28 protein-coding genes are annotated in these 24,323 nt (G+C 38.4%); all 28 read right to left on the bottom strand.

Going from position 1 to position 24,323, the window contains the following annotated elements:
* The gene (gene flhF, locus RCG17_RS21790; RefSeq protein ID WP_308172155.1) at positions 1-1,173 is read right to left on the bottom strand and encodes a flagellar biosynthesis GTPase FlhF; all 1,173 of its coding nucleotides are present in this window, start codon (positions 1,171-1,173) and stop codon (positions 1-3) included.
* The gene (gene flhA, locus RCG17_RS21785) at positions 1,170-3,206 is read right to left on the bottom strand and encodes a flagellar biosynthesis protein FlhA (RefSeq protein ID WP_308172154.1); all 2,037 of its coding nucleotides are present in this window, start codon (positions 3,204-3,206) and stop codon (positions 1,170-1,172) included. The genes flhF and flhA overlap by 4 nt, the downstream gene beginning before the upstream one ends.
* Before the next feature lie 41 nt (positions 3,207-3,247).
* Complete coding sequence (gene flhB / locus RCG17_RS21780) at positions 3,248-4,330, bottom strand: flagellar biosynthesis protein FlhB (RefSeq protein WP_308175914.1); 1,083 nt, start codon at positions 4,328-4,330, stop codon at positions 3,248-3,250.
* A complete protein-coding gene (gene fliR / locus RCG17_RS21775; protein ID WP_308172153.1) occupies positions 4,327-5,106 on the bottom strand; it encodes a flagellar biosynthetic protein FliR in 780 nt (259 codons plus the stop codon). The genes flhB and fliR overlap by 4 nt, the downstream gene beginning before the upstream one ends.
* A gap of 4 nt (positions 5,107-5,110) precedes the next feature.
* Entirely contained in the window at positions 5,111-5,368 is a 258-nt protein-coding gene (fliQ, locus tag RCG17_RS21770) for a flagellar biosynthesis protein FliQ (protein WP_374120976.1), read from the bottom strand.
* A 29-nt stretch (positions 5,369-5,397) separates the two neighbouring features.
* On the bottom strand, positions 5,398-6,063 hold the full coding sequence (gene fliP / locus RCG17_RS21765) for a flagellar type III secretion system pore protein FliP (RefSeq protein WP_308172151.1): 666 nt from the start codon (positions 6,061-6,063) through the stop codon (positions 5,398-5,400).
* Entirely contained in the window at positions 6,060-6,719 is a 660-nt protein-coding gene (locus tag RCG17_RS21760; protein WP_308172150.1) for a flagellar biosynthetic protein FliO, read from the bottom strand. Before RCG17_RS21760 ends, fliP begins: the two co-directional genes overlap by 4 nt.
* Positions 6,720-6,749: 30 nt before the next feature.
* Positions 6,750-7,112 carry a response regulator gene (locus RCG17_RS21755; protein ID WP_308172149.1) on the bottom strand — a complete coding sequence of 121 codons (363 nt, stop codon included), beginning with the start codon at positions 7,110-7,112 and terminating at the stop codon, positions 6,750-6,752.
* Positions 7,113-7,132: 20 nt separating this feature from the next.
* A complete protein-coding gene (gene fliY, locus RCG17_RS21750) occupies positions 7,133-8,386 on the bottom strand; it encodes a flagellar motor switch phosphatase FliY (protein ID WP_308172148.1) in 1,254 nt (417 codons plus the stop codon).
* Positions 8,379-9,377, bottom strand: a complete 999-nt coding sequence (gene fliM, locus RCG17_RS21745; RefSeq protein WP_308175913.1) for a flagellar motor switch protein FliM — start codon at positions 9,375-9,377, stop codon at positions 8,379-8,381. The genes fliY and fliM overlap by 8 nt, the downstream gene beginning before the upstream one ends.
* A gap of 44 nt (positions 9,378-9,421) precedes the next feature.
* Positions 9,422-9,844: a flagellar basal body-associated protein FliL gene (fliL, locus tag RCG17_RS21740; RefSeq protein ID WP_308172147.1), complete on the bottom strand. Its 423-nt coding sequence runs from the start codon at positions 9,842-9,844 to the stop codon at positions 9,422-9,424.
* Positions 9,837-10,055, bottom strand: a complete 219-nt coding sequence (locus RCG17_RS21735) for a flagellar FlbD family protein (RefSeq protein ID WP_308172146.1) — start codon at positions 10,053-10,055, stop codon at positions 9,837-9,839. The genes fliL and RCG17_RS21735 overlap by 8 nt, the downstream gene beginning before the upstream one ends.
* 52 nt (positions 10,056-10,107) lie before the next feature.
* Positions 10,108-11,706 (bottom strand): flagellar basal-body rod protein FlgF, encoded by a 1,599-nt coding sequence (gene flgF, locus RCG17_RS21730; protein WP_308172145.1) that lies wholly within the window; start codon positions 11,704-11,706, stop codon positions 10,108-10,110.
* A 77-nt stretch (positions 11,707-11,783) separates the two neighbouring features.
* Positions 11,784-12,170, bottom strand: a complete 387-nt coding sequence (locus RCG17_RS21725; protein ID WP_308172144.1) for a TIGR02530 family flagellar biosynthesis protein — start codon at positions 12,168-12,170, stop codon at positions 11,784-11,786.
* Between the two features lie 18 nt (positions 12,171-12,188).
* The gene (gene flgD, locus RCG17_RS21720) at positions 12,189-12,614 is read right to left on the bottom strand and encodes a flagellar hook assembly protein FlgD (protein WP_308172143.1); all 426 of its coding nucleotides are present in this window, start codon (positions 12,612-12,614) and stop codon (positions 12,189-12,191) included.
* 9 nt (positions 12,615-12,623) lie between these two features.
* Complete coding sequence (locus RCG17_RS21715; RefSeq protein ID WP_308172142.1) at positions 12,624-13,937, bottom strand: flagellar hook-length control protein FliK; 1,314 nt, start codon at positions 13,935-13,937, stop codon at positions 12,624-12,626.
* 29 nt (positions 13,938-13,966) lie between these two features.
* Entirely contained in the window at positions 13,967-14,593 is a 627-nt protein-coding gene (locus RCG17_RS21710) for a MotE family protein (RefSeq protein WP_308172141.1), read from the bottom strand.
* Between the two features lie 2 nt (positions 14,594-14,595).
* Positions 14,596-15,039: a flagellar export protein FliJ gene (fliJ, locus tag RCG17_RS21705; RefSeq protein WP_308172140.1), complete on the bottom strand. Its 444-nt coding sequence runs from the start codon at positions 15,037-15,039 to the stop codon at positions 14,596-14,598.
* A gap of 3 nt (positions 15,040-15,042) precedes the next feature.
* On the bottom strand, positions 15,043-16,359 hold the full coding sequence (fliI, locus tag RCG17_RS21700) for a flagellar protein export ATPase FliI (RefSeq protein WP_308172139.1): 1,317 nt from the start codon (positions 16,357-16,359) through the stop codon (positions 15,043-15,045).
* Positions 16,359-17,135, bottom strand: a complete 777-nt coding sequence (fliH, locus tag RCG17_RS21695) for a flagellar assembly protein FliH (protein WP_308172138.1) — start codon at positions 17,133-17,135, stop codon at positions 16,359-16,361. Before fliH ends, fliI begins: the two co-directional genes overlap by 1 nt.
* Entirely contained in the window at positions 17,119-18,135 is a 1,017-nt protein-coding gene (gene fliG / locus RCG17_RS21690) for a flagellar motor switch protein FliG (protein ID WP_308172137.1), read from the bottom strand. Before fliG ends, fliH begins: the two co-directional genes overlap by 17 nt.
* An 18-nt stretch (positions 18,136-18,153) precedes the next feature.
* Positions 18,154-19,749 (bottom strand): flagellar basal-body MS-ring/collar protein FliF, encoded by a 1,596-nt coding sequence (gene fliF / locus RCG17_RS21685; RefSeq protein WP_308172136.1) that lies wholly within the window; start codon positions 19,747-19,749, stop codon positions 18,154-18,156.
* Between the two features lie 64 nt (positions 19,750-19,813).
* Positions 19,814-20,122, bottom strand: coding sequence for a flagellar hook-basal body complex protein FliE (fliE, locus tag RCG17_RS21680; RefSeq protein WP_308172135.1), 309 nt, complete (start codon positions 20,120-20,122; stop codon positions 19,814-19,816).
* A gap of 13 nt (positions 20,123-20,135) precedes the next feature.
* Positions 20,136-20,600, bottom strand: a complete 465-nt coding sequence (gene flgC / locus RCG17_RS21675; protein WP_308172134.1) for a flagellar basal body rod protein FlgC — start codon at positions 20,598-20,600, stop codon at positions 20,136-20,138.
* A 2-nt stretch (positions 20,601-20,602) separates the two neighbouring features.
* Positions 20,603-21,007 carry a flagellar basal body rod protein FlgB gene (gene flgB / locus RCG17_RS21670; RefSeq protein ID WP_308172133.1) on the bottom strand — a complete coding sequence of 135 codons (405 nt, stop codon included), beginning with the start codon at positions 21,005-21,007 and terminating at the stop codon, positions 20,603-20,605.
* A 344-nt stretch (positions 21,008-21,351) separates the two neighbouring features.
* Positions 21,352-22,131: a GTP-sensing pleiotropic transcriptional regulator CodY gene (gene codY, locus RCG17_RS21665; RefSeq protein WP_308172132.1), complete on the bottom strand. Its 780-nt coding sequence runs from the start codon at positions 22,129-22,131 to the stop codon at positions 21,352-21,354.
* Between the two features lie 112 nt (positions 22,132-22,243).
* On the bottom strand, positions 22,244-23,650 hold the full coding sequence (hslU, locus tag RCG17_RS21660) for an ATP-dependent protease ATPase subunit HslU (protein ID WP_308172131.1): 1,407 nt from the start codon (positions 23,648-23,650) through the stop codon (positions 22,244-22,246).
* 21 nt (positions 23,651-23,671) lie between these two features.
* Positions 23,672-24,214 carry an ATP-dependent protease subunit HslV gene (gene hslV, locus RCG17_RS21655; RefSeq protein WP_308172130.1) on the bottom strand — a complete coding sequence of 181 codons (543 nt, stop codon included), beginning with the start codon at positions 24,212-24,214 and terminating at the stop codon, positions 23,672-23,674.
* Positions 24,215-24,323 lie beyond the last annotated feature (109 nt).

Genomic DNA, 24,323 nt, shown 5'->3' with positions numbered 1-24,323 from the left:
TTATTTGGCCCCTATGATTAAATTTGCCATTGCTTCAGGACTTGCAATCATGACATCATCTGGAACCTCTTGTCCAGTAGTAATATAGGCAGCACCTATTTCAAACTTTTCAATTATGTTCATCATCGTGCCATAAACATCTGTTTCATCCGCTTTTGTAAAAATGAATTTATCAATTTTGATAGAGGAAAATTGCTGATAAATAGATTCCATATCCTTCTGCTTTGATGTAAGTGACAACACAAGATAGTTTTCTATATCAATAGAAAAATCAATTACCTTGCCAAGGTCTTCTACATATTGCTTATTTCGAAAATTTCGCCCTGCTGTATCAATGAGAACAACATCATAAGATGAAAACTTTTTAACAGCAGTTTGAAAATCCTCAAGCGTATAACATACTTCAATTGGAACATTTAATATTTGGGCATATGTTTTTAATTGTTCGATAGCAGCAATTCGGTACGTATCTGTTGTAATAAAAGCTACTTTTTTATGATGATTTAACATACAATCTGCAGCAATTTTCGCAAGTGTTGTTGTTTTCCCAACACCTGTTGGTCCAATCACATTGATAAATTTTTTTGTTAATGAAATCCCGCCAAAGGGTTTATCAATTAAAACCTTGATGATTTCCTGTTTTAAAAATCCCTGTAATTCAGTGAATGTTCGATTTACACCGTCAGCAAACCATTTTTCCAAAAGGACAGCAGTGAATTTTTCCATCAAAGCAGGAGTGAAATCTTGGTCGGACATGAGCTGAATTAATTTTTGAATTGGTTCAGGGTATATACCTTGTAATTTTCCAGACTGAATGGACTGGGATCGAATTAATTTTTTCAAATCAGTGATTTCTTTTAAAATATCTTCTGTTTGTTTTGAATTCTGTGAAACGCTTTTTTCCGACCTTTTATGATCTGTTCGTTCCTGTACTTGAATAGTTGGTTTTGGTTCCAATCCTTTTTGCAAGCCTTTGCGTATTGGTTTTGGTTCGTGTTTAGCCATAGTATCGACTGCCGCAATGATTTCGAAATTCTTCCTACGAAAAAATCCTAGAAACCCGCCAGTATAAACAATGCGAGAGTTCAAAATGACTGCTTCATTTCCTAATTCATTTCTGATGCTTTTCATTGCATCCGGCATCGACTTTGCTGTAAATTTTTTTACTTTCAATCGACATTCACCACCCCAACACTTTGTACTTCTACATTTGCTTCGAGCTCATTATAAGAGAGAATCGGTACCTTCGGAAAATAACGTTCGGTCAGCTGCCTTACGTACATGCGAACTGCAGGGGAGCAAAGAACAATTGGTGTTTGTTCCATCATTGAAAATTGCTCGATATTTGCCGCAATCGATTCTAATATTCTCTGGGAAATAGAAGGATCTAATGCTAAATAGTTTCCGTGCTCCGTTTGTTGAATGGCATCGGCAACTGATTTTTCTGTCTTTCCTGATAACGTTGCAACCTTCAATGTTTCCCCTTGTCCTACATATTGATTCGTAATTTGCCTTGCTAATGCCTGCCTTACGTATTCTGCTAAAATATCTGTATCCGTCGTTACTTTCCCAAAGTCTGCTAAAGTTTCAAAAATAACAGGCAGGTTCCTGATTGAAACATTTTCTTTTAATAGCTTTGATAACACCTTTTGTACATCACCAACTGAAAGTGGATTTGGTGTTACTTCTTCTATGAGAATCGGATAGCTTTCCTTCACATGATCAATAAGTTGTTTCGTTTCTTGACGTCCTAATAATTCATGTGCATTTGCTTTTATCACTTCTGTTATATGCGTCGAGACAACGGACGGAGGATCAACAACGGTATAGCCAAATATTTCTGCCCGCTCCTTCATTCCTTCCGTAATCCATTTAGCCGCAAGTCCAAAGGAAGGCTCAATGGTATCAATTCCTTCAATGGAATCATCCTCAATCCCTGGACTCATCGCTAAATAATGATCAAGGAGAAGTTCCCCTCTCGCCATTTCATTCCCTTTGATTTTCATCCGATATTCATTTGGCTGCAGTTGAATATTATCGCGAATTCTCACAACAGGAATGACCAAACCAAGCTCGATTGCGAGTTGCCTTCGAATCATAACAATCCGATCCAGCAGATCTCCTCCCTGGTTTGTGTCGGCCAAAGGAATGAGGCCATAGCCAAATTCAAACTCAATCGGGTCTACGTTTAATAGACTAATAACACTCTCAGGACTTTTCATTTCATCAGCCCCGCTTGCTTCTTCCATCTGTTCTAAGTCCAGCTTATTTGGCTCCGGTACTTTAGAAAACATGTATCCCCCAACCGCAAGCATGCCCGCAATGGGAATCGTTAATGTATCATTTATCGGAGTAAATAATCCAAGGAGAAAAATAGTTCCTCCAGCAACATACAGCAGTTTTGGGTAGGCTAAGAGCTGTGAAGTGATTTCTTGTCCCAAGTTTCCTTCGGAGGCTGCTCTTGTTACAACAATACCAGTAGCTGTTGAAATAAGGAGAGCAGGGATTTGACTTACAATTCCATCACCAACGGATAATAAGGAAAAGTGCTTAGCTGCATCGGCTAGTCCCATACCTTGCTGCAGCATTCCGATAATGATCCCGGCTATTAAGTTAATAAGGACAATAATAATGCTTGCAATGGCATCACCTTTTACAAACTTGCTGGCACCATCCATGGCTCCATAAAAATCTGCTTCTCTGCTAACCTTTTTTCTTCGTTCTCTTGCCTCTTGTTCAGAAATCATACCCGCATTTAAATCAGCATCAATGCTCATTTGTTTCCCTGGCATCGCATCTAGGGTAAAGCGGGCAGCTACCTCGGAAACACGCTCTGCCCCTTTTGTAATAACAATAAATTGAATGATGATCAAAATTAAAAATAAAATAAGTCCGACAACGATATTTCCTCCGACAACAAATGTACCAAATGTTTCAACAACACCACCTGCATCACCGTGCGAGAGGATTGCCCGTGTCGTTGATACATTTAATCCGAGTCGGTATAACGTAAGTAATAATAAGAGGGAAGGAAAAACGGAAAATTGGAGAGGCTCTGTCATATTCATTGAAACAAGTAAGACCAATAATGCTAGAGTAATATTTAAAATAATTAATATACTTAGAAGCCAAGTAGGAAATGGAATGATTAACATGGAAACAATTAATATGACACTTATTAAAACAGATAAATCTCTTGCTGACATTCGTCTCTCTCCCTTAATACAGGCTTCCGAAATTCATTTCCTTAAATCTTCTTTTTTGCCCGATAAACAAACGCAAGAATTTCGGCAATTGCTTTGAAGAATTCTTCTGGGATGGAATCGCCAATTTCTGTTTGGCTATACAATGCCCGTGCTAACGGGCGGTTTTCCACCGTCATCACATCATTCTCTTTTGCGATTGCTTTTATTTTTTGTGCGGTAAAGTCCACTCCCTTGGCAACAACAAAGGGGGCATCACGTTTTGCTTCATCATACACGATTGCAACCGCATAATGCGTTGGATTTGTGATGACCACATCGGCCTTTGGCACTTCCTGCATCATTCTTTGCATCGCCATTTCCCGCTGTCTTTGTTTAATCCGCGATTTTATGAGTGGATCTCCTTCTGTGTTTTTATATTCATCCTTAATGTCCTGCTTGGACATCCGAATGCTTTTTTCAAAATCATATTTTTGGTAAAGATAATCTAGCAGAGCTAACAAAAGTAATGCCCCTGAAGCATACAATCCCATTTGGACGGTTAAACTTCCTAGTGTAACAAGTGCCGTGCCGATTGACTTTTGTGAAAGAACCAATATTTCCGGCATTCTTTTCCATAAAACAGTAAATGTAACAATCCCAATAAAACCAATTTTAAGTAGTGATTTTACCAGCTCAACAACCGCTCTTATCGAGAAAATTCTTTTAAAACCGCTGATGGGGTTGATTTTTTCAAGCTTTGGCATGATCGCCTCACTTGTAAACATGAAACCGACCTGGGCCAGATTTGATACCAATCCTGCAATAAGCGAAACCAGTAAAATCGGCCCAAGATAAAGCGCAAGTTCCTTTAAAATCGCTAACAGAATAATGCGAAGGTTTCCTGGTGTTACATCCATCAGCATATATTCTTGAAATGAATTCTTAAATAAAGCTAATATCCCTGTTCCTAAATAATTACCGAATATCATCATGAATAGAAAAACAGCAAGTAACACAACAGCTGTATTAATATCCTGACTCTTGGCAGTCTGACCCTTTTTTCTTACATCCTGTCTTTTCTTGGGCGTTGCCCTTTCTGTTTTTTCACCTGCAAACATTTGCAAATCTAGTGACAAAAGCATTATTTAGAACCTCCAAGCAGCTGCATCATATCCCGCATCGTTACAAGCATTGTCTCCGTTAGATGGGAGACAAGTGTCAGCATTACACCCATAACCGCCACAATGACAAGAAAGCTGACAATCAGTTTAACTGGTAATCCTACGACAAAGATATTTAGTTGTGGAACAGTTCTAGCAACAATTCCCAAGGCGACATCGACAAGAAAGAGACTGCCGACAACGGGAGCAGACATTTGGAAGGCCACCACAAACATGGAGCTAAATGATCTTACAAAATAAAGTGCGACATTACTTCTTCCAAGCGGAAGCCAAGCCTGGTCGATTGGGATAAACCGATAACTGTTATAGATCCCGTCAATTAATAAATGATGACCATTAAAAGAAAGTAAGAATAAGAGTCCGAATGTATATAAATATTGTCCCATCAAGGGGCTTTGTGCCCCCGTCTGCGGATCAATGACGTTCGCGATTGCAAAGCCCATCTGAAAGTCAATTAAACCGCCCGCTATTTGAATGGCCGATAAAATCATATAGGCAGTAAATCCAATCAGTAAGCCAACCAAAGCCTCTTTGATAATAAGCAAAAAATAGAGACCGTTTATTTCGAGTACTGGAGGCTGAATTGCATAAAAAATCAACCAGGAAAGGAAAAATCCTAAACCAACTTTATGAGCAGTCGGTACTGTTCGATATGAAAACAATGGCATCATCACAAAAAATGAGGTTACCCTTACTAAAATTAATAAGAAAGCTGGGAATTTTGGCAGTAAATCATTCATTTCTTTAGCCTACAAATCTAGTTAAATTCGAAAATATTTCATTTGCATAGGAAAGCATATGACTAAGCATCCATGGACCAAAAATAATAAGGCCAACTAAAACGGCAACAATTTTTGGCACAAAGGCAAGGGTTTGTTCTTGAATTTGCGTGGTTGCTTGAAAAATACTAATAATAAGACCAACTACTAACGCAAGCAGAATTAGCGGACCGCTTACCATTAAAACGGTATATATTCCTTGCTCTGCAATTCTAATGATCATTTCTGAACTCAAGGAACTACACCTCTCTCTTAAAAACTTTCTAAAAGCGATTTTACAACTAAATACCAGCCATCAACCATGACAAATAAGAGAATTTTAAAAGGCAGGGAGATCATTACCGGTGGCAGCATCATCATTCCCATTGACATAAGAACACTAGCCACCACCATATCAATGACAAGGAATGGGATAAAAATCATAAAACCGATTTGAAACGCTGTTTTTAATTCACTAATGGCATATGCCGGAACGAGTGCAGTTAATGGGATATCTTGAACTGTTTTTGGCTTGTCCACCTTAGCATAATCAAGAAACAATTGAAGATCCTTTTGTCTAGTATGTGCACTCATAAACTCTTTAAATGGAACGGATGCCTTGTCATATGCCTGTTCAAGTGTAATCTTTTCGTTAAACAAAGGAGTAAGTGCGTCTTTGTTTACTTGTTGAAATGTTGGCGCCATGATAAAAAACGTTAAAAATAACGATAATCCAACGATCACCTGGTTAGGCGGCATTTGCTGGGTTGCAAGCGCCGTTCTGACAAAGGAAAGAACGACAACAATTCTTGTAAAGCACGTCATTAAAATTAAAATGCTTGGAGCTAACGAAAGAACAGTTAGAAGTAATAGCAATTTAACAGATGTTGACACATTTTCCGGTGAATTGCTGTTGAAAAAATCCATTACCTGATTCATTTTTTGTCTGACCCTTTCTGCTCCATCTCTTCAAATATCTTTTTTCTTCCCTTTGAAAGCTCATCCAGCTGGGCTTTAAATAGTGATGTAAAAGTGGATCCTTCCTTGTTGGAAGGCTGCCACTTTTTCGTCTTTTCGATTACTTTTGTTACAAGATCACTAGGAATTATTTGCTGCTCAAGCTTATTATTATAATCTGTAAGAATCTGCATGCGTTCATTTGGGTCATCAATTTCCTTCAATAATTGAACATTATCTCCGACACCAACGATCAAAAGAAGGTCTGCTATTTTTACGATTTGCACGGATCGATTTGCACCGAGCACCGTTCCCCCAAGATTCTCTACAAGCTGGGTTGACTTAAAGCTTCTACTTTTTTTATTAATAAACTTCAACAAAAAGTAAAGAAGTGCCACAACAAAAGCAGTCGCAAAAATCATCCTGACAAAATCCCAAATCGTAACCCCCACTTGACTGGACTCAGGCGTTTGTTTGTCACTATGTTTTACTGCAGGTTTTTGATCCTGACATTTTTCGGGATGCTGAATGCAATCTTTCACACTATTATTTAAACTTTGCGCATATACCATTTGCTCTGTACTAGTAAGTGCAAATAAAACAATAAGTGCTGCCATTAACCATTTTTGAAAATTCACCAAGGCGCTGCACCTCTATCTTTCGTTTCCTTATCCTAATGTTTTTGATATCGCTTCAAGAACACGGTCAGCTTGGAAAGGTTTTACAATAAAATCTTTTGCACCTGCTTGAATAGCGTCAATGACCATAGCCTGCTGGCCCATTGCTGAACACATGATAACTTTTACATTTGGATTGATCTTTTTGATTTCTTTTAAGGCTGTGATTCCGTCCATTTCAGGCATGGTAATATCCATCGTTACAAGATCTGGCGCTGTCTCTCTATACTTTTCAACTGCTTGAGCTCCATCAGCAGCTTCCCCTACCACTTGATAACCATTTTTAGTCAAAATGTCCTTAATCATCATTCTCATAAAAGCTGCGTCATCTACGATTAAAATCCGATGTGCCATTGATTGCTTGCCCCCATTTTTTACCTTAATTTTTTAAGTCTATCAGATTGACTAATAATATCTGTTAGCCTAACACCAAAATTCTCATCAATTACAACTACTTCTCCTTGAGCGACTAAACGATTGTTAACAAGGATATCGACAGGCTCTCCTGCAAGTTTATCTAATTCAATAATCGAGCCTGATGAAAGTTCTAAAATTTCTTTAACAGATTTTTTGGTGCTTCCCAGTTCAACGGTAACCTGTAACGGAATATCCAGAAGCATATCTAAATTTTTTGTTTCTGTAACATGTGGCTGCTGTTGTTCAAAATTTGAAAATATTGCAGGCTGAATATTCGGCTGTTCCGATCCTTGTAATCTTGTACCCACATGCTGAGCTCTTTGATTCTGCAACGGAACTGCAGGCTGCTCAAATGCTGCCTGTGCTTGAGCAGCATAGGATTGAACAGTTGCTGTGGCAGCTGTATTTTGATTGAAAGCACTTGCTCCTTGATAGTCGATTGGGCTGTAACCTCTTTCATGCGTAGTATAGGTTGATTCTGAAATTGTCTGCTCATTCCTTGATGAGGGGGTTTGAGCATGGGTACCTTGTCCGGGATTTAACAGTTCTTCTACAAGCTTTATTGAAAAATCAAGCGGGAGCAGCTGCATGATCGAAGAATCGATTAAGTTGCCCACCTTTAATCGGAAAGAAATTTTTACGAGCAATTCTTCATTTGGAATTTTTTCCATTCCTTGACCATGTTGAATGTCAATGATTTCAATAGAAGGAGGTGAAATATCAACTCTCTTATTAAAAATCGTTGACATGGATGTAGCAGCGGAGCCCATCATCTGATTCATTGCTTCCTGAACAGCACTTAAATGAATCTCATCCATCAATTCTGATGGATTTGAGCCATCCCCCCCTAACATTAAATCAACGATAATGGCTGCATCCTGCTGCTGCATAATCAATAGATTGCTGCCTGTAAAACCTTGTGTATATCCCACTTGAATTCCTATATAAGGTATTGGAAATTCATCACTTACTTTCTCTTTTCTAATGACTGTTACAGTAGGTGTTGTAATTTCTACCTTTTGATTTAGTAAGGTGGACAATGCCGTTGACGCACTTCCGAAGGAAATATTACCAATTTCACCTAACGCATCTTTTTCGATTGGTGATAAATAATCTTCTTCTTCATTTGGGTCCATTTGTAGATTCGTGTCATCTTCTGTTCCCCTTAATAAGGCATCTATTTCATCTTGAGAGAGCATCTCATCACTCATCTTCTTCTTCTCCCTCCTTCAAAGTATTTAATACCTGGATGGCTAGTTTTTTGTTGACCTTTCCTGGCTGGCCAAGAAACTTTGGAATGCCGCTAACTTTCATGATTAGTGGTTGTTGAATAGCTTGATTTAGCTCAATCACATCACCTATATCAAGTGTCAAAAATTCCTGAATCGAAATGTCAGAAATACCTAATTCAACCGATACTGGAAGGTCCGCTTTTTGGATATTTTTTTCAATAACTGCCATCTCTTTGGGCTGTCTTTCCTTTTGTTCAGATTGGATCCAATAGTGGATAGAAAGCTTTGGCATGATTGGTTCAAGAACTACATGTGGAATGCAAATATTAATCATTCCACTTGTGTCCCCAATGATTGTATTTAAAGAGATAACAACTACCGTTTCATTTGGAGAAACCATTTGCAAAAACTGTGGATTTACTTCAAACGCTGACAGTATTGGGTCAATTTCTTCCAAGTCTAGCCACGCCTCACGTAAGTTTTCTATTGCCTTTTCAAACGTATTGGACATGATCTTTGTTTCAATTTCAGTTAAATTTTGAATTTTATTTACGCTATTTCCCCTGCCCCCAAGCAGGCGGTCTAACATCGTATAGGCAATGTTTGGGTTGACCTCCATGATGATTCTTCCATCCAAGGGAGGTACTTCAAATACATTTAGAATCGTCATGTTAGGGATTGAACGAATAAATTCTTCATATGGAATTTGATCCGCAGATGCAACCGTAATTTGTACATATGTTCGAAGCTGAGCTGAAAAAAAGGTAGTTAACATCCTCGCAAAATTCTCATGAATTCTTGTTAGACTTCTAATCTGATCTTTTGAAAAGCGAAGTGCCCTTTTAAAATCATAAACTCTTACTTTTTTTTCGTTATGTTCCTTTTTTAACTCATCCGCATCCATCTCACCTGTTGATAGGGCAGACAGCAGGGCATCAATTTCACTTTGTGATAATACTTCTCCAGCCAACATCCCCACCTCCATCATCAATCAAAATTTATTCATTTACGTTATTACTGAAGGAGAGAAGCGGTTATATAAACCTGTACAACTTTTCCATCCTGCATAATTTTATTAAGTCTTTCTTTGAGTGTTCCTTCAAGTTTGACTTTTCCTGCTTTTCCTTGTAAATCGTCCGCTTTCGTATCTGAAAGCTCCTCGATCATTATATTCTTAACCTGGAAATCCCGTTTGGTCAGTTCATTTTTTGCTTCTTTACTATCAGTCTGAATTTTAAATGACATCTTGACATAGTTGTTTGTTGCCAGATTGGTAGTCAAGTCGGTAATATCGACAGAGTTATTAATTACTTCATCAATACTTGGTCCATTACTCCCAGAAGCCTTATTTTGCTGCAGATAAAAGAAGGCGCCTGCCCCCGCAAGCAGGATGACTACAAAAAGAATCAACAGTATTCTAACCTGCTTATTATTCATCGTCTTCCTCCTCCAGCGGCTGCGTCCCAATCAAATTAACCAATTTATAAAACTCATTTACCATTTTTATCGTTTCAGCTTCTGTTTCCTTAACAACATATTTTCGGCCGTTTGTTAACATGATCGTCGTATCCGGAAAGGATTCAATCGTTTCAATATAAATGGCATTTAGGATAAAAGATTTCCCATTAAGTCGCGTCAGTTTTATCACGTTTTATACCAGGGTCAACTCCTTAGGCTGTTGACCCTGTCTCCTCCCTTAGCTATCTTTTTAAGTTGAGTAATTCCTGTAAAATCTCGTCGGAGGTAGTAATAATTTTTGTATTAGCTTGGAAGCCACGTTGTGCCGTTATCATATCCGTAAATTCCTCTGACAAATCTACATTGGACATTTCAAGTGACCCAGCTGCAATCGTACCACGGCCATTACCAGCAACATTAATGTCAGGGGTGCCAGAGTTAATGGTCTCCTGGAATAGGTTTCCTCCTGTTCGATTGAGTCCGGATGGATTGCTGAATTTAGCTAATGCCAATTGTCCCAGTTCTTTAATCAACCCATTTGAGTAAACCCCGTTAATTTCTCCATTTGATCCAACACTAAAGCTTTCAAGATTACCTTCTACAAATCCATCTGGGATCACCTGTGCTGTTGATGGATCACTCAATTGGGTCAGTTTAGAAAAATCCAAGTTAGCTAGCAGCTTGCTTTCATCTAAATTTGCTGTAGTAGTGTCATTGACCTTACCAGATGGAATGGAAACCCGCTGGTCGGCAATGACCCCATTCAATGCTGTTGGAACCGTTGAGCCTGCAGATGTAATATTTGCATAAGCGGAAAGGACTTTCCCATTTACATCAAAGTTGACATCATAATCTTCCGCATTCGGTGCAGTTACATTAATCGTCCATGTACCTACTGGTGAAGATGCAGTAGCTGTGGAAAAAATAGATGTATCTGGTAATTTTATCTCTAAACCATCCTGAGTAAATTTGTTATCAACGATATTTGCATTTGGAATGGGTTGAAAAACGCCGCTGCCAGTGGTATCAATTTTAAATTGAGAGTTTGGACTGGACTGCGTGCCATCATACATAATTGTCCAATTCTGATTCGATGTTCCAGTGTATTTATTCGGGTTGGTAACGGAAACATCATCCGAAATGTTTGTGCTTGGATCCCTAGTCGTTACAACCTTTGATGTTTGCGGCGGGTTATTGATAAAGACTCCCCAATTATTCGAACTAAGTTTTTTAAAATAAATAGTAGAATTTTGAGGATCTCCATTTTCATCAATTGTTTTTATTTGTTGCGAATAGACTGTGCCGTCATTTGCATCTGCTGCTAAATTACCCGTAAACTGAATCTTTCCAGTGATAACTGGCGGTAAGACACCATTGACATTAATATTGATATCACGGTAACTATTGGATATATTTCCATTTTCAATGGGATAGGCTTGGACTTTTAAACCGTCGGAATTCACCAATGTTCCATTATTATCTAAATAGAAATTCCCGGCACGGGTATAATACTGCTGATCCCCTTGCTTTACGATAAAATATCCATCACCTGATACAGCGAGATCTAACGCACGTCCGGTCGTTTCCAGACTTGCCTGAGTATCAATCGTATCAATCGAGCTAAGCGCAGAACCTAAACCAACCTGCAATCCATTTTTTCCCCCGCGGCCATTTTGGGCCGCACTTGGACCAGCAATCATCTGGCTCATTGTATCTTTAAACGTAACGCGGCCCTTTTTATAACCAAAGGTATTGACATTCGCAATATTGTTTCCGATCACATCTAATTTGGTTTGGAAATTTTTCATACCGCTTATACCCGAATACATCGAACGAAGCATGTAATTTTCTCCCTTCTATTTAGCTGCTTCCGTCACTCCGCAGCTAATGGCCTCCATAACTTGGTCCAGCCACTGGTCTATTCTAAAACAATCGTTCCATTAATATTGGTGAATATTTGGGAAGTTGCTTCCTCCCTGTTTAAAGCCGTAATGACAGTTTTATTTTTCGCACTAATAATCAATGCAGCATCAGGTAAAAGAACCAAAGAGTTTGTTACTCCAAGCTTCCCTGCTTCAGAAACCTTTTCTTCGATTTTTTTCCAATCTTCATTTGAAATTTGGATATTTCTTTGCTTTAATCGCACTTGTGCGTGCTTAGATACCACTAATTTTGATGTTGATTGGATTGCCGCTTGTAATTGTACAGAAAAAGATTCCTTATGAATCTGGTTTCCTTTCTGCTGTTTGTAAGGATCGGATGGGACAAATCCTGTACCGACTGGACGAAATTGGCTATAATCCATTCCATCACTTCCACATCATTATTCAATTTTTGTTATTTGCCCAGATGTAACGCTTGTTTGATTGTCATCGTTTAGCTGAAAATTTGTACTGCCATCTTTAAACAAAACCGATTTAACAACCGCTGTCATTTGGTTATCCTGATCATCCAAATATGTTACGGTTTTACCGATCATTGAAGATGCTTGCATAAACTGATTCTGTTCCGCAGATTTGACAAAGTTATCCATTGAACTGTTTAAATTTGTCATTTGTTCCAATGAAGAAAAGGTTGCCATTTGAGATATAAAATCTTGATCCTGCATCGGATTCAGCGGATCCTGGTTTTGCAATTGGGTCATTAAAATCTTTAAGAAGTCGTCCTTACCAAGTGAACTGCTTCCTGACGATTTGGTCTGGTTTTGATAATTACTTAGTAAATAAGTAGAATCAATTGAGTTTGTCATCTTTCACACCTATACTTCCTGGTTAAGTATCGCTTCCTCTAAAGAGAGAATAAAACTGCTTGAAGAATCCTCTTGATCATCCGTCTCTGATTCCTTATCTTGTGGAACATCCTGATGTTGGTCACTTTGACCTCGGTTTAAGAAGTCATCCGTTTGCCCTTGTGACGACTGCTGTCCGATTTCAACGTTTTCCACCTTAATGCTTTGGGCTTCAAATGCATGTTTTAAGTTATGTAAATGTGATTCGAGTGCTTCTTTTGCTGCTTCTGTCGTGGTAAGAATCCTTGCAGTGATTCCTTGACCTTTTTGAATTAATTCAATGCTGATCGAACCTAAATGCTCTGGATTCAATTTAATAAACAGTTTTTGCATGCCGCCCATTTTTGAAAATTGGCTTTTGGACAGTATGGATTCAAATTGCTGTATTAAGTCATTTACTGATACTGATTTAGCCGTTCCGTCCACCATCATCGTCAGCTGCTCTGGCTTAGACATTTGCTGCAAGAATGGATTGTTTGCATTCCAATCTGTTAATCGATTTGCTGATTTTAGTCGATCTGACTGGCTAGTTTCTGTTGTTTGCTCGTTTATCTCGCTAACTAGCTGCGAAAATGTATTTTGAAGATAGGCATTTCTTGATTGTGTTTGATCATTTTGAAGATAGGCATTTCTTGATTGTGTTTGATCATTTTGAAGATAGGCATTTCTTGATTGTGTTTGATCATTTTGAACTGCACCCTTGATTTGGTTTTGTACAGATTCTAGTAAACCTGTTAAAAGTTGCTTTACTGAACCATCTTGATTTGAGAGCAAACTATAAACTTTTGCAGCTTTTAAAAACAGAATTGTGTTATCTGTAAGGCCTTCGATTGTAGGATTCATCTTTAAAATTTTTAAATCTTCGGTTGGAGGATTCATCGTTAAAAACGTTAAACCTTCGATCATGATCTCTGTTGGATCATCGCCCTTAAAATTTTGTTTTGTCTTTTCCTCTAATTCTGCCACGATTTCTGACCATTTTTGATCGCTGATTCCAAGAAGTTTTTTGACAATATTTAATCGGTCAGCTGGTGAATTTGCTAATTGATTATCAACCTCTTGCTGTCCATCCGTTATTTCTTTGATGTCAGACTTTTTCAAAAATGAAAGAACTGCTTTGGCATCTTTAATGTCCTTGTTGTCTTCGTTTGAATAGCTGGTTTGTTTTGTATCATTTTTATTGACCACTTTGTTTAGAATTTGTTGGAAGCCAAGTTCATTACTTTGGACTGTTTTTTCTTGGGATAGTGAAAAATAGTTGTTTCCTAGTCCCTGTATCTCCATCCGTTCACCTCCTTTCAAGGAAAAAGATTTTAAGGTTTACTAGGTTGGCTGCTGGCATCTGTATTTGTCATTAACTCTGTAAATCTTGCAGCTTGGGTTGAATCCATATTTTCCATAATTGCGGCAAGCGCCTCTGGTTTAACGCTTGACAATATTTTTAACGCTTCTGTATCTGTCATTTTTGCAATAATGGGTGCGGATTTTTTAGGAGACATCGTTTCATATGTACTTACGATATCCTTTAAGGCCCGTTTGCTTTCTTTTTGGGCAGCATTGAGGTCTTTCATGTCCTGCTGAAGCTGACTGTTATCCAATTTTGCCTTTTGCAATTCAGTGTCTTTGCTATCAAGCTTTTCTTGAAGCTGGGTAATTTCCGCATTCCGATCGTTAAGCTGATTTTGAAGGTCATTTACATTCTTCTCAATATTTTTAATGCCGGCTGCATTTTCCTTTTGAGCTAAACTGCCTACAATTGGAATTTTCGCAGTATATGATTTTGCTTTTTCAAAAACATTTACACCTGTTGCTGTAGCAATGATTAATCCTAGGGTTATAACGATTAAGAGTGGAATTAGCACTAGCAATAAAAATTTCTGAAAGGGTTTAACTTTCGTTTCTTCCATGATTTCTATCTCTTTTTCTATTTTCTTCGCCACAATCAAATCCCCCGATTCATAAATACTTGAATCGAGACATCATCCATTTGTTTAGCCTCTTGAAACTTTATTCCGTTTAAATAGTGTAAAAAATCTTTTTCCTTCATTTTTACGTATTTCTGCACTTCGACGTTGCTTTCAATCAGCTTTTCCTGATAATGATTCATCCGATTCCGAGCATTTATCACCATTTTTTGATAATATTCAATACTGTTTTGTAAATTTGAGATAAATTGTTGATGATGACGGATTTCCTGTACAGCTAAGCCGCTTGAGAGCTTAGAGGATTGGTAGGATTCTAAATCCTCTTTTTTCTTTAAAAATTCGTACAGCGTCTCTGCAGCCTCTTCAAACTTTTGAACTGAAGTTTGATATGCTGCTAAGCAATCGCCTTTTTCTTTTTCTTTAACATGAAGGATCTTGTCAAATTTATATTGATAAGCCACAGTCTACACACCTTTTCCTATTAACTGAAATAAACGATTGACCCCTTCCTCCATTGAAACCTTTTCCTCTGTACCTTGCTTTAAAAACGAAATAATTTGCGGGTACATTTGAATCGCTTCATCAATTTCCTTGGAAGAACCTTTTTTATAGGCACCAATGTTAATCAGATCCTCTGAAGTTATATAGGTGCTAAGCAAATCTCTCAATCTTTCAGCGGACCTGACATGATCCTTTGTAACAATATTATTCATGACCCGACTAATGCTGTTTAAGACGTCGATCGCCGGATATTGTCCTTTATTTGCCAGTTCGCGAGATAAGATAAAATGGCCGTCAAGTATGCCCCTAACTGTATCTGCAATCGGTTCATTCATATCATCACCATCCACCAAAACCGTATAAAAAGCGGTAATCGAACCATGCTTATTTGTTCCAGTTCGCTCAAGCAATTTTGGCAGAATCGCAAAAACAGATGGAGTATATCCTTTGGTTGTTGGCGGTTCACCGACAGCAAGCCCAACCTCACGCTGTGCCATCGCAACACGTGTAACGGAATCCATCATCATCATGACGTTTAGCCCTTTATCCCGAAAATATTCGGCTATCGCTGTTGCCGTAAATGCACCTTTTATCCTCATTAACGCCGGCTGATCGGATGTAGCGACAACAACAATCGATCGTTTTAACCCCTCTTCGCCAAGATCGCGGTCAATAAACTCGCGTACTTCTCGGCCCCGTTCGCCAATTAAGGCAATCACGTTTAAATCTGCCGTGGTATTTCGGGCAATCATCCCAAGCAGTGTACTTTTTCCAACGCCACTTCCTGCAAAAATACCTACCCGCTGACCGTTCCCAACTGTAAGCATGCTATCAATAACGCGAACACCGACTTCAATAGATTCTCTTATTGGCGGACGCTGCATCGGATTGGGCGGAGTTTGGTCTGTTGGAACACTTGTTAATCCCTTCGGTAATAGCGTGCCATCTAAGGGCTGACCAAGTGAATCAACGACATTACCGATCAAACCAGATCCTACCTTGATTTCAAGAGGCTTCATTGTTGCCTCTACTAAACTTCCAGGGGAAATATCCTGTATTGATGTATAGGGCATTAAGATTACGTCCTCATTCTTAAAACCAACAACTTCAGCTTGTATTTTGCGTTTTTTTGTTGTCCCCACGTGGATAAAGCAAACGTCGCCAATTGAGCTTTCAGGCCCCTGTGATTCGATCATCAAACCCACAACTCGCTTTACGCGGCCAAATCGTTTAAAAGTATCAATTTCAGGAAGCCGCTCTAGCAAATTCGCTATGCTCATTAAGATTCACTCTCCAACAGTTCAAGAAGCTTTCGTTTAAGCTCCTCTAGCTGACTATCAATACTGGCATCTATTCGACCGTTTGCAGATTCAACATAACAGCTGTTTTCTGTTAATTCATCATTTGGAAATATATAGATACTAGTTTCCATTGGGAAAATAACGGCCAATTCGTCTTTTCTTGAAAGAAGAAAATCGTAGTGGCAAGGATGAACATGAAGCTGAACTTCACGGGATTCACGTGCTTCTTTTAAGGCTCTTTTCACAATTGCACCGAAACAATCTTCACTTTCATCCAGCTTCTCCCCAAGTATTTTTTCTGCAGCACTTATTCCAATTTTTAGAATCGTCTTTTCTGCTAGAGCAACCTGCGATTCATAATCCTTTTTCGCTGTTTTAATAACCTCTTGGGCGAAAAGAATCTTTTCGTGATATTCCTTACGTCCTTGCATCTTTCCATTATCAAAACCTTTTGAAAATCCCTCATGCTTGGCCTCTTCTATTAGCCTTGCTTTTTCTTGCTCCCAAGCACTTTTTTCTTGCAGTATTTGATTGCGGATAGACTTTGCCTGAAATTCAGCTTCGTTGACAATCACTTCCGCCTGGGAATAGGCCTGGTTTAACAGTTCTTTTTGCTTAGCCGCAGCTTGGAAATTCATATCAGCTAATGAATCACTTTCATTCACAGATTCCAGTACTTTTATGGAAATGATCTTTTGATCATCATAAATGGCTTGCGCCCATTGCGATTTAATTATTTTAGACAATAATATCATCCCCTCCACCACGGGCTACCACGATCTCACCGGCTTCCTCTAAACGGCGGATGGCGGCAACGATCCTCGATTGGGCCTCCTCCACGTCTCGTAATCTTACAGGACCCATATATTCAATCTCATCTTTAAATGTTTCGACCATCCGCTGTGACATATTCTTAAAGATAATTTCTTTGACTTCTTCACTGGATACCTTAAGGGCAAGCAGTAAATCCTCGTTCTCACAATCCCTTATCACCCGCTGAATTGCACGGCTATCAAGTGTAACGATATCTTCAAACACGAACATGCGCTTTTTAATTTCTTCTGCTAGTTCTGGATCTTGAATTTCAAGAGCATCCAAAATTGTTCTTTCCGTAGAACGGTCTACTCCATTTAAAACTTCCACCACGGTCTCAATGCCGCCTGTATTGGTGTAATCCTGTGTGACTGTAGCAGAAAGCTTTCTTTCGAGAATTTGTTCTACTTCATTTATAATCTCTGGAGAAGTACTATCCATAACGGCAATTCTTCTGGCAATATCTGCCTGAATTTCCTGCGGCAATTCTGACAAGATTTGCCCTGCTTGTGCTGCATCCAAATAAGATAAAATTAAAGCAATCGTTTGCGGATGTTCATTTTGAATAAAATTTAAAATTTGAGCAGGATCCGCTTTTCGTGCAAAATCAAATGGACGTACTTGCAGTGAGGAGGTTAAACGATTAATAATTGTCGTCGCTTGTTCATGGCCCAGTGCTTTTTCAAGGATCGTTTTTGCATATCCGATTCCTCCTTGGGTAATGTAATCTTGAGCAAGCGCAATGCTATGAAATTCTTCCAAAATCTCTTCTTTCGTCAACGAATCTACCTTTTTTACCCCGGAAATCTCTAGTGTTAATTTTTCAATTTCTTCTTCATTTAAGTGTTTATACACATTAGCTGAAATATCGGGTCCAAGCGAGATGAGGAGGACGGCTGCTTTTTGTTTGCCGGATAGCCCTTTTTGTTCCCTTTTTGCCATATTCGTTCCTCCTCTTGATCATTCTTCTGCAATCCATGTCCTTAATAGCTTGGCAAAGTCTTCTGGATGATCTTTTGCCATTTTTTCTAACTGCTTTCTGCGTAATGTATTCTCATTTTCATGTTCCTCATTCACATCTGGAATATGAACAGTTTCCTCTTGGGGAACATCCTCGATACCCTCAACCATTCTAGCAGCCTTTTTAGATCGTAAAAATAAAAATAATAATACCAATACTGCCGCAAGAAGAACTCCTCCGACCACAAAGGCCCACCATGGCAGTGATCCTTTTGTTGCTATTGTGGTATCTGTTTTTCCATTAAATGGCTGCACAGAAACAACAATTTTATTTTTTATATCTTGATTTGTTAATGGTTTTGGAATACTGCTTTTATCAATACTTGTTCTGACAATCGTTCCTAAGATGCTTGTGATATCATTAATCGTGGATTTTGAAAGTGAGCTCGTCTTTTTTGGGTTTGGCGGTTCTACTAACACTTGGATACCTAAATCACGGATCTTATATGGACTTTCAGAAATTTGTTTATGAATACGATTGACTTCATAATTTACTTTGTCATCCGTTTTTTCGTAATCTCCATTTGATCCGGTTCCAGAGAGGTAATTGGATCCGCTGGAATCTGTTGTTGTCTCTGCCTGAGGGGTACCTCCAGCTTGGCTGCCATTTCCGGTAAATGCTTCTTTAATATTTTCTGCGCTGACGGCAATGCCCTTCATATTATCCTTATCAACTGGTTGAACTAAGTCTTGCTGCTGTTTTTCCTGAGTAAAATCAATATCTGCAGATACTGAAACTACTGCCTTACCTGGCCCCATCAATGTACCGAGCATTGTTTGAACTTGCTGCTGAATATCTCTTTCTATTTGTTTTTTCACATCATTATCTGTTGAATAAGTTGAAGCAATGGAATTATTTTTATTATTTAAGTCAAAGTACTCAAAGTATTGGTTCATAATGACGATATTATCAGTAGGAAGGTTAGGGACACTTTTTGAAACAAGCTGATAAAGTCCTTTAATCTGCGCTTCACTGAATTGATACCCCGGCTTCACCGTTAATACGATTGAGGCAGAAGCTGATTCGCCTTTATCAGTTACAAAAATACCTTTTTCCGGAAGGTTAATCATCACTTTTGCGTCCTGAACACCCTCAATTCCTTTAATTAAATTGGCTAGTTCTGTTTGCATCGCATCAAGTTTAATCATGTTAAATTCGTTGTCGGTTGTTCCGAGTCCGGCATTTTGGCTGAAAAAAGAATAATCAATACTGCCTGTTTTCGGAAGACCTTCAGAAGCAAGCTGAACCTTCAAAGAATCAACAACATTATCAGGTACTTTGATTGTAGTGCCGCCATCGGCAAGTTCTGATTTAACTCCTTTTGTATCAAGGCTTTGTTTAATCGTCCCCGCTTCCGAGGCAGAAAGATTGCTGTATAGTGGCACATAGGTCGTCTTTAAAATAAAAAAGGACGAAATCGCAATGACAGCAATAAGAAGCAGCAAAGAACCTATATAGATTCCTTTTTGCTTCTTTGTCCTGCTTAGCCAAAAATTTTTAATCTGATTTGCATATTTCTTTATGATTTCGTTCATGTTATTCCCCGGTTAGTCTGTCTGATTTCTTGACAGCTATAACCCCATTCTTATGTAAACTCTATTAAACTTGCATTCTCATCATTTCTTGATAGGCATCAATGACTTTGTTCCGAACCTCTACCGCAGCCTGCAAAGTAACATTTGCTTTTTGCTGAGCAATCATCACTTGGGAAAGGTCCACATTATCACCATTTATTAACTTATTGGTCATATTATCCGCATCAACCTGTGATTGATTAAGCTGGGCAATGGAATCCTTAAGTACGGACGCAAAACTGTTTTGTGTTTCGAATGGTGTAGTAGGTTTCGTTGTATTGGTATTATTAGTCGTAAAAATCTGTTGTACAGATGGTAATGATACGTTTGCCATCCACTTATCCTCCTTATTTTCCGATTTCAAGTGCCTTCATCATCATTCCTTTAGAAGCATTTAAAACCGTAACATTGGCTTCATAAGACCGCGTTGCACTGATTAAGTCAGTCATCTCCCTTAGTGGGTCTACATTCGGAAGCTCAACATAACCATCCTGATTAGCATCAGGGTTTTCAGGATCATAAACTGTTTTATATGGTGTACTCGTATCATCCTTTATTTGCGAGACCATTACACCATTTCCAGCTGAATTTGTCCCGTCATCTTGATTAATCGCCGTTTGTAAGTATGACGAGAAAGAATTTTCTTTCGGTTGCAAAACGACTGCTTTCCGTGTATATGGCACCCATTTTCCGTTGACAAGCTTTCCATGTGTTGTATCTGCGTTAGCCATATTAGAGGAAATAACATCCATTCTAAGCCGCTGGGCTGTTAATGCAGAGGCCGTTGTATTCATACTTTGAAAAATTGACATCCTTATTTACCTCCACTAATAACATTCTTTAGTGCAGCAAACTTGTTATTCTCCTGCTCGACGAGGGCATCATAATAAATTTGATTTTTTGCTAAATCCGACATTTCTTGGTCAAGATCCACACTGTTTCCGTTATTGTTATACTGTACATTTGGACGGGTAATGATTGCAGGATTTGCAGCTGAACTATCAGAAAAATCAATATGACGAGCATCCGTCCGGTTTGTCGTGAAGTTCAGCCCCAATTCATTTTGAAGGACTGCTTTAAAGCTTACATCCTGTGCCTTGTAATTCGGCGTGTCTGCGTTTGCTATATTTTGTGAAATAACCTTCTGTTTTAAGGATGAATAGTTTAGTGCTTGCTCTAATGAAGTAAAGGTATTCGAAAATAACTTCAAGAAATACACCTCTTTCGACAAAATTGAGAAAAATGGAGGATTTTGTTAGAAAATATTCGCGCGAAATATGACAATCTTATTATTTTATTGTAAAGAATCTGCAATAATCTGTCTATGTAGGTAAAAGTAATTTTTTGTGCCTATTTTACCTATACCAAAAGTTCCGTTTTTTGTTTTTTAGTATTATTAAGTTAGAAATATGTCGAAACTTGATCTCGTTAGATGCCACTGTTCTTATAGTATTATATTTCAGTAAAATATTATTGGGTACATATACCTATATTTTTTTACAAAAAAAGAAAAATCCCTAATCGGAAATTTCATTTTCCAATTAGGGATTTTTAAGTTCATTATTAATTTGCTCTTAGCTTATCAAGTTCAACAAGGAATTTATCGTTCAATACTTTAATGTAGGTTCCCTTCATACCAAGTGATCGGGATTCGATTACACCGGCACTTTCAAGTTTTCTTAATGCATTAACAATAACGGAACGCGTAATACCAACTCGGTCAGCAATTTTTGATGCAACCAAAAGGCCTTCGTGACCGTTTAATTCTTCAAAAATATGTTCAATCGCTTCTAACTCACTATAAGAAAGGGAGCTAATTGCCATTTGGACAACTGCTTTGCTTCTTGCTTCTTCCTCAATTTCCTCAGCTTTTTCACGAAGGATTTCCATACCTACAACGGTAGCGCCGTATTCAGCAAGAATTAGATCATCATCATCAAATTTATTTTGTACCCTTGCAAGAATCAATGTTCCTAGACGTTCCCCGCCGCCGATAATCGGCACAATTGTCGTTAAGCCTTCAACAAACAAATCTTTATTTTCAACTGGGAATGCAGTATATTCACTTTCCACCGTTAAGTTAGATGATGTTTCTTGGATATTAAACAAACCTTTTGTATAGTCTTCTGGGAATTGACGATCTTCAAAGTATTTTTTAAGGCGCTCATTTTCAATATGCTGATGAATAGCAACACCTAAAAGTTTGCCGCGGCGGCTGACAACAAAAATATTTGCTTCAATGATTTCACTTAATGTCTCTGACATTTCTTTGAAGTTAACCGGCTTACCAGCTGCTTTTTGTAATAATGCATTAATCTTTCTTGTTTTTGTTAATAAATCCATTTACTTCTTCCTCCTACAGTAACTGCAACAATTACTTTGATGTTTTTTCTATATGAGTAATATAACTATTTCTTGGTATATTAATTTAGTTTTTAGAACAGGCTTTCACCGCCTAAAGGATAAACTGACTAAGGTCTTTATTTTTAGAGATTGCTCCCAGTTTTTCATCAACATATTGAGGAGTAATTGTAACCTTCTCCATTGAGATATCAGGTGCTTCAAAGGAAAGGTCCTCTAACAATTTTTCCAAAATCGTATGAAGTCGTCTGGCCCCAATATTGTCAGTATTTTGATTTACGTCAAATGCTACTTCTGCAATCCTACGAATAGCATCGTCAGAAAATTCAATTTCTATACCTTCAGTTTCCAATAAAGCCTGATATTGTTTAATTAAAGCGTTATCAGGTTCAATTAAGATTCTAAAGAAATCATCTACATTAAGTTTTGTCAGCTCTACACGGATCGGGAAACGTCCTTGCAGTTCTGGGATTAAATCAGACGGCTTTGCCATATGAAATGCTCCAGCTGCAATGAATAAAATATGATCAGTTTTAACGGAACCATATTTCGTGACCACTGTTGAGCCTTCAACAACTGGTAGAATATCCCTTTGCACACCTTCCCTTGAAACATCTGCAGATGAACCGCCTTGGTTTTTACTTGCGATCTTATCAATTTCATCAATAAAGATGATTCCAGTTTGTTCTGCTCTGAATACCGCCTCTTGCGTGACTTCGTCCATATCGATTAATTTTTGGGCTTCCTCATTTGTTAACACTTTTCGAGCTTCACGAACCGTTAATTTCCGCTTTTTATGTTTTTTCGGCATTAGCCCGCCGAGCATATCCTGCATATTCATGCCCATTTGTTCCATACCAGAACCCTGAAGCATGTCAAACATGGAAGGTGCTTGCTCTTCAACCTCAACGGTAACGATTTCATCTTCAAGCTGCCCTAATTCAAGTTTCCCTTTGATGACCTTTCTTTTTTCATTAATGGAGTAGTCATCGGAAGAATCCTGATCTGGTTCTGATTGGGAATTCCCGCCACCGAACAACATTTCAAGCGGATTTTTATAATTATTTTGTTTTTTCGCTGCAGGTACTAATAAGTCCACTAAGCGGCGATTCGCACTTTCCTCAGCTCGTTCCTTGACGCTCAGCATTCTGTCCTCTTTTACTAGTCGGATTGAAGTCTCAACCAGGTCCCTTACCATGGATTCAACATCACGGCCAACATAGCCAACCTCAGTAAACTTGGTGGCTTCCACTTTCACAAACGGTGCACCAACAATTTTGGCCATCCTTCTAGCAATTTCAGTTTTTCCAACACCGGTTGGTCCAATCATTAATATATTTTTTGGAATTACTTCGTCTCGAAGCTTCTCATTAAGCAATTCTCTGCGATATCGATTCCTAAGTGCAACAGCTACCGCCTTTTTTGCATCTTTTTGGCCAATGATATATTGATCCAATCTTTCAACAATTTGGCGGGGGGTTAAATTCGTTATTTTTGCCATGAATAATCTACTCCTTCCCGTTTATAGCTCTTCCACAATGATATTATGATTGGTAAATACGCAAATATCTGCTGCTATTTCCAATGAAGCTTTAGCAATTTCTTTTGCAGTAAGTTGATCACCAGAAAACTGTTTTAATGCGCGTCCTGCAGCTAGTGCATAGTTCCCTCCAGAACCAATGGCTAAGATTCCATCATCAGGCTCGATCACTTCACCAGTTCCTGAAACTAACAATATATCTTCCCTGTTCATTACAATCAGCATGGCTTCAAGCTTTCGTAATACTTTATCACTTCTCCACTGCTGTGCAAGTTCAACTGAGGCCCTTTGCAAATTTCCATTATATTCTTGTAATTTTCCTTCAAACATTTCAAAAAGCGTAAAAGCATCGGCAACAGAGCCTGCGAACCCAGCTAATACCTTTCCATTAAAAATCTTTCTCACTTTTCTTGCAGTGTGTTTCATCACAACTGAATTTCCAAGTGTTACCTGTCCGTCCCCGGCCATTGAACATTGTCCATTATGGTGAATGGCAAATATAGTTGTTGCATGAAATTCAGACATTGAATTTCCTCCTTTATCATCTGGCTTATCGGAGTTATACCTAATAAAAAACGTGAAAAACTTATTTACAATAAAGAAAAAATGTATATGTGTCTATGTTTTAAACTTT

The organism is Neobacillus sp. PS3-12 (genome assembly GCF_030915385.1).
Taxonomy (GTDB): Bacteria; Bacillota; Bacilli; order Bacillales; family Cytobacillaceae; genus JAEVLT01.
Note: the sequence above shows the minus strand (reverse complement) of the source record. Positions and strands in the feature narration are given on the sequence as shown.

Bases quoted from the DNA above. Each gene is read 5' to 3' on its own strand.
- flgD (WP_308172143.1), bottom strand. From the start codon at position 12,614: ATGACAAACTCAATTGATTCTACTTATTTACTAAGTAATTATCAAAAC.
- hslV (WP_308172130.1), bottom strand. From the start codon at position 24,214: ATGTCTGAATTTCATGCAACAACTATATTTGCCATTCACCATAATGGA.
- codY (WP_308172132.1), bottom strand. From the start codon at position 22,131: ATGGATTTATTAACAAAAACAAGAAAGATTAATGCATTATTACAAAAA.
- RCG17_RS21725 (WP_308172144.1), bottom strand. From the start codon at position 12,170: ATGGATTATAGCCAATTTCGTCCAGTCGGTACAGGATTTGTCCCATCC.
- fliE (WP_308172135.1), bottom strand. From the start codon at position 20,122: ATGGCAAACGTATCATTACCATCTGTACAACAGATTTTTACGACTAAT.
- fliP (WP_308172151.1), bottom strand. From the start codon at position 6,063: ATGAATCAGGTAATGGATTTTTTCAACAGCAATTCACCGGAAAATGTG.
- fliR (WP_308172153.1), bottom strand. From the start codon at position 5,106: ATGAATGATTTACTGCCAAAATTCCCAGCTTTCTTATTAATTTTAGTA.
- RCG17_RS21715 (WP_308172142.1), bottom strand. From the start codon at position 13,937: ATGGAGATACAGGGACTAGGAAACAACTATTTTTCACTATCCCAAGAA.
- flhA (WP_308172154.1), bottom strand. From the start codon at position 3,206: ATGTCAGCAAGAGATTTATCTGTTTTAATAAGTGTCATATTAATTGTT.
- fliQ (WP_374120976.1), bottom strand. From the start codon at position 5,368: ATGATCATTAGAATTGCAGAGCAAGGAATATATACCGTTTTAATGGTA.
- RCG17_RS21755 (WP_308172149.1), bottom strand. From the start codon at position 7,112: ATGGCACATCGGATTTTAATCGTAGATGACGCAGCTTTTATGAGAATG.
- fliH (WP_308172138.1), bottom strand. From the start codon at position 17,135: ATGATATTATTGTCTAAAATAATTAAATCGCAATGGGCGCAAGCCATT.
- flgF (WP_308172145.1), bottom strand. From the start codon at position 11,706: ATGCTTCGTTCGATGTATTCGGGTATAAGCGGTATGAAAAATTTCCAA.
- fliG (WP_308172137.1), bottom strand. From the start codon at position 18,135: ATGGCAAAAAGGGAACAAAAAGGGCTATCCGGCAAACAAAAAGCAGCC.
- flgC (WP_308172134.1), bottom strand. From the start codon at position 20,600: ATGTCAATTTTTCAAAGTATGAATACAACGGCCTCTGCATTAACAGCC.
- fliL (WP_308172147.1), bottom strand. From the start codon at position 9,844: ATGAATAATAAGCAGGTTAGAATACTGTTGATTCTTTTTGTAGTCATC.
- hslU (WP_308172131.1), bottom strand. From the start codon at position 23,650: ATGGCAAAAATAACGAATTTAACCCCCCGCCAAATTGTTGAAAGATTG.
- fliY (WP_308172148.1), bottom strand. From the start codon at position 8,386: ATGAGTGATGAGATGCTCTCTCAAGATGAAATAGATGCCTTATTAAGG.
- fliI (WP_308172139.1), bottom strand. From the start codon at position 16,359: ATGAGCATAGCGAATTTGCTAGAGCGGCTTCCTGAAATTGATACTTTT.
- fliF (WP_308172136.1), bottom strand. From the start codon at position 19,749: ATGAACGAAATCATAAAGAAATATGCAAATCAGATTAAAAATTTTTGG.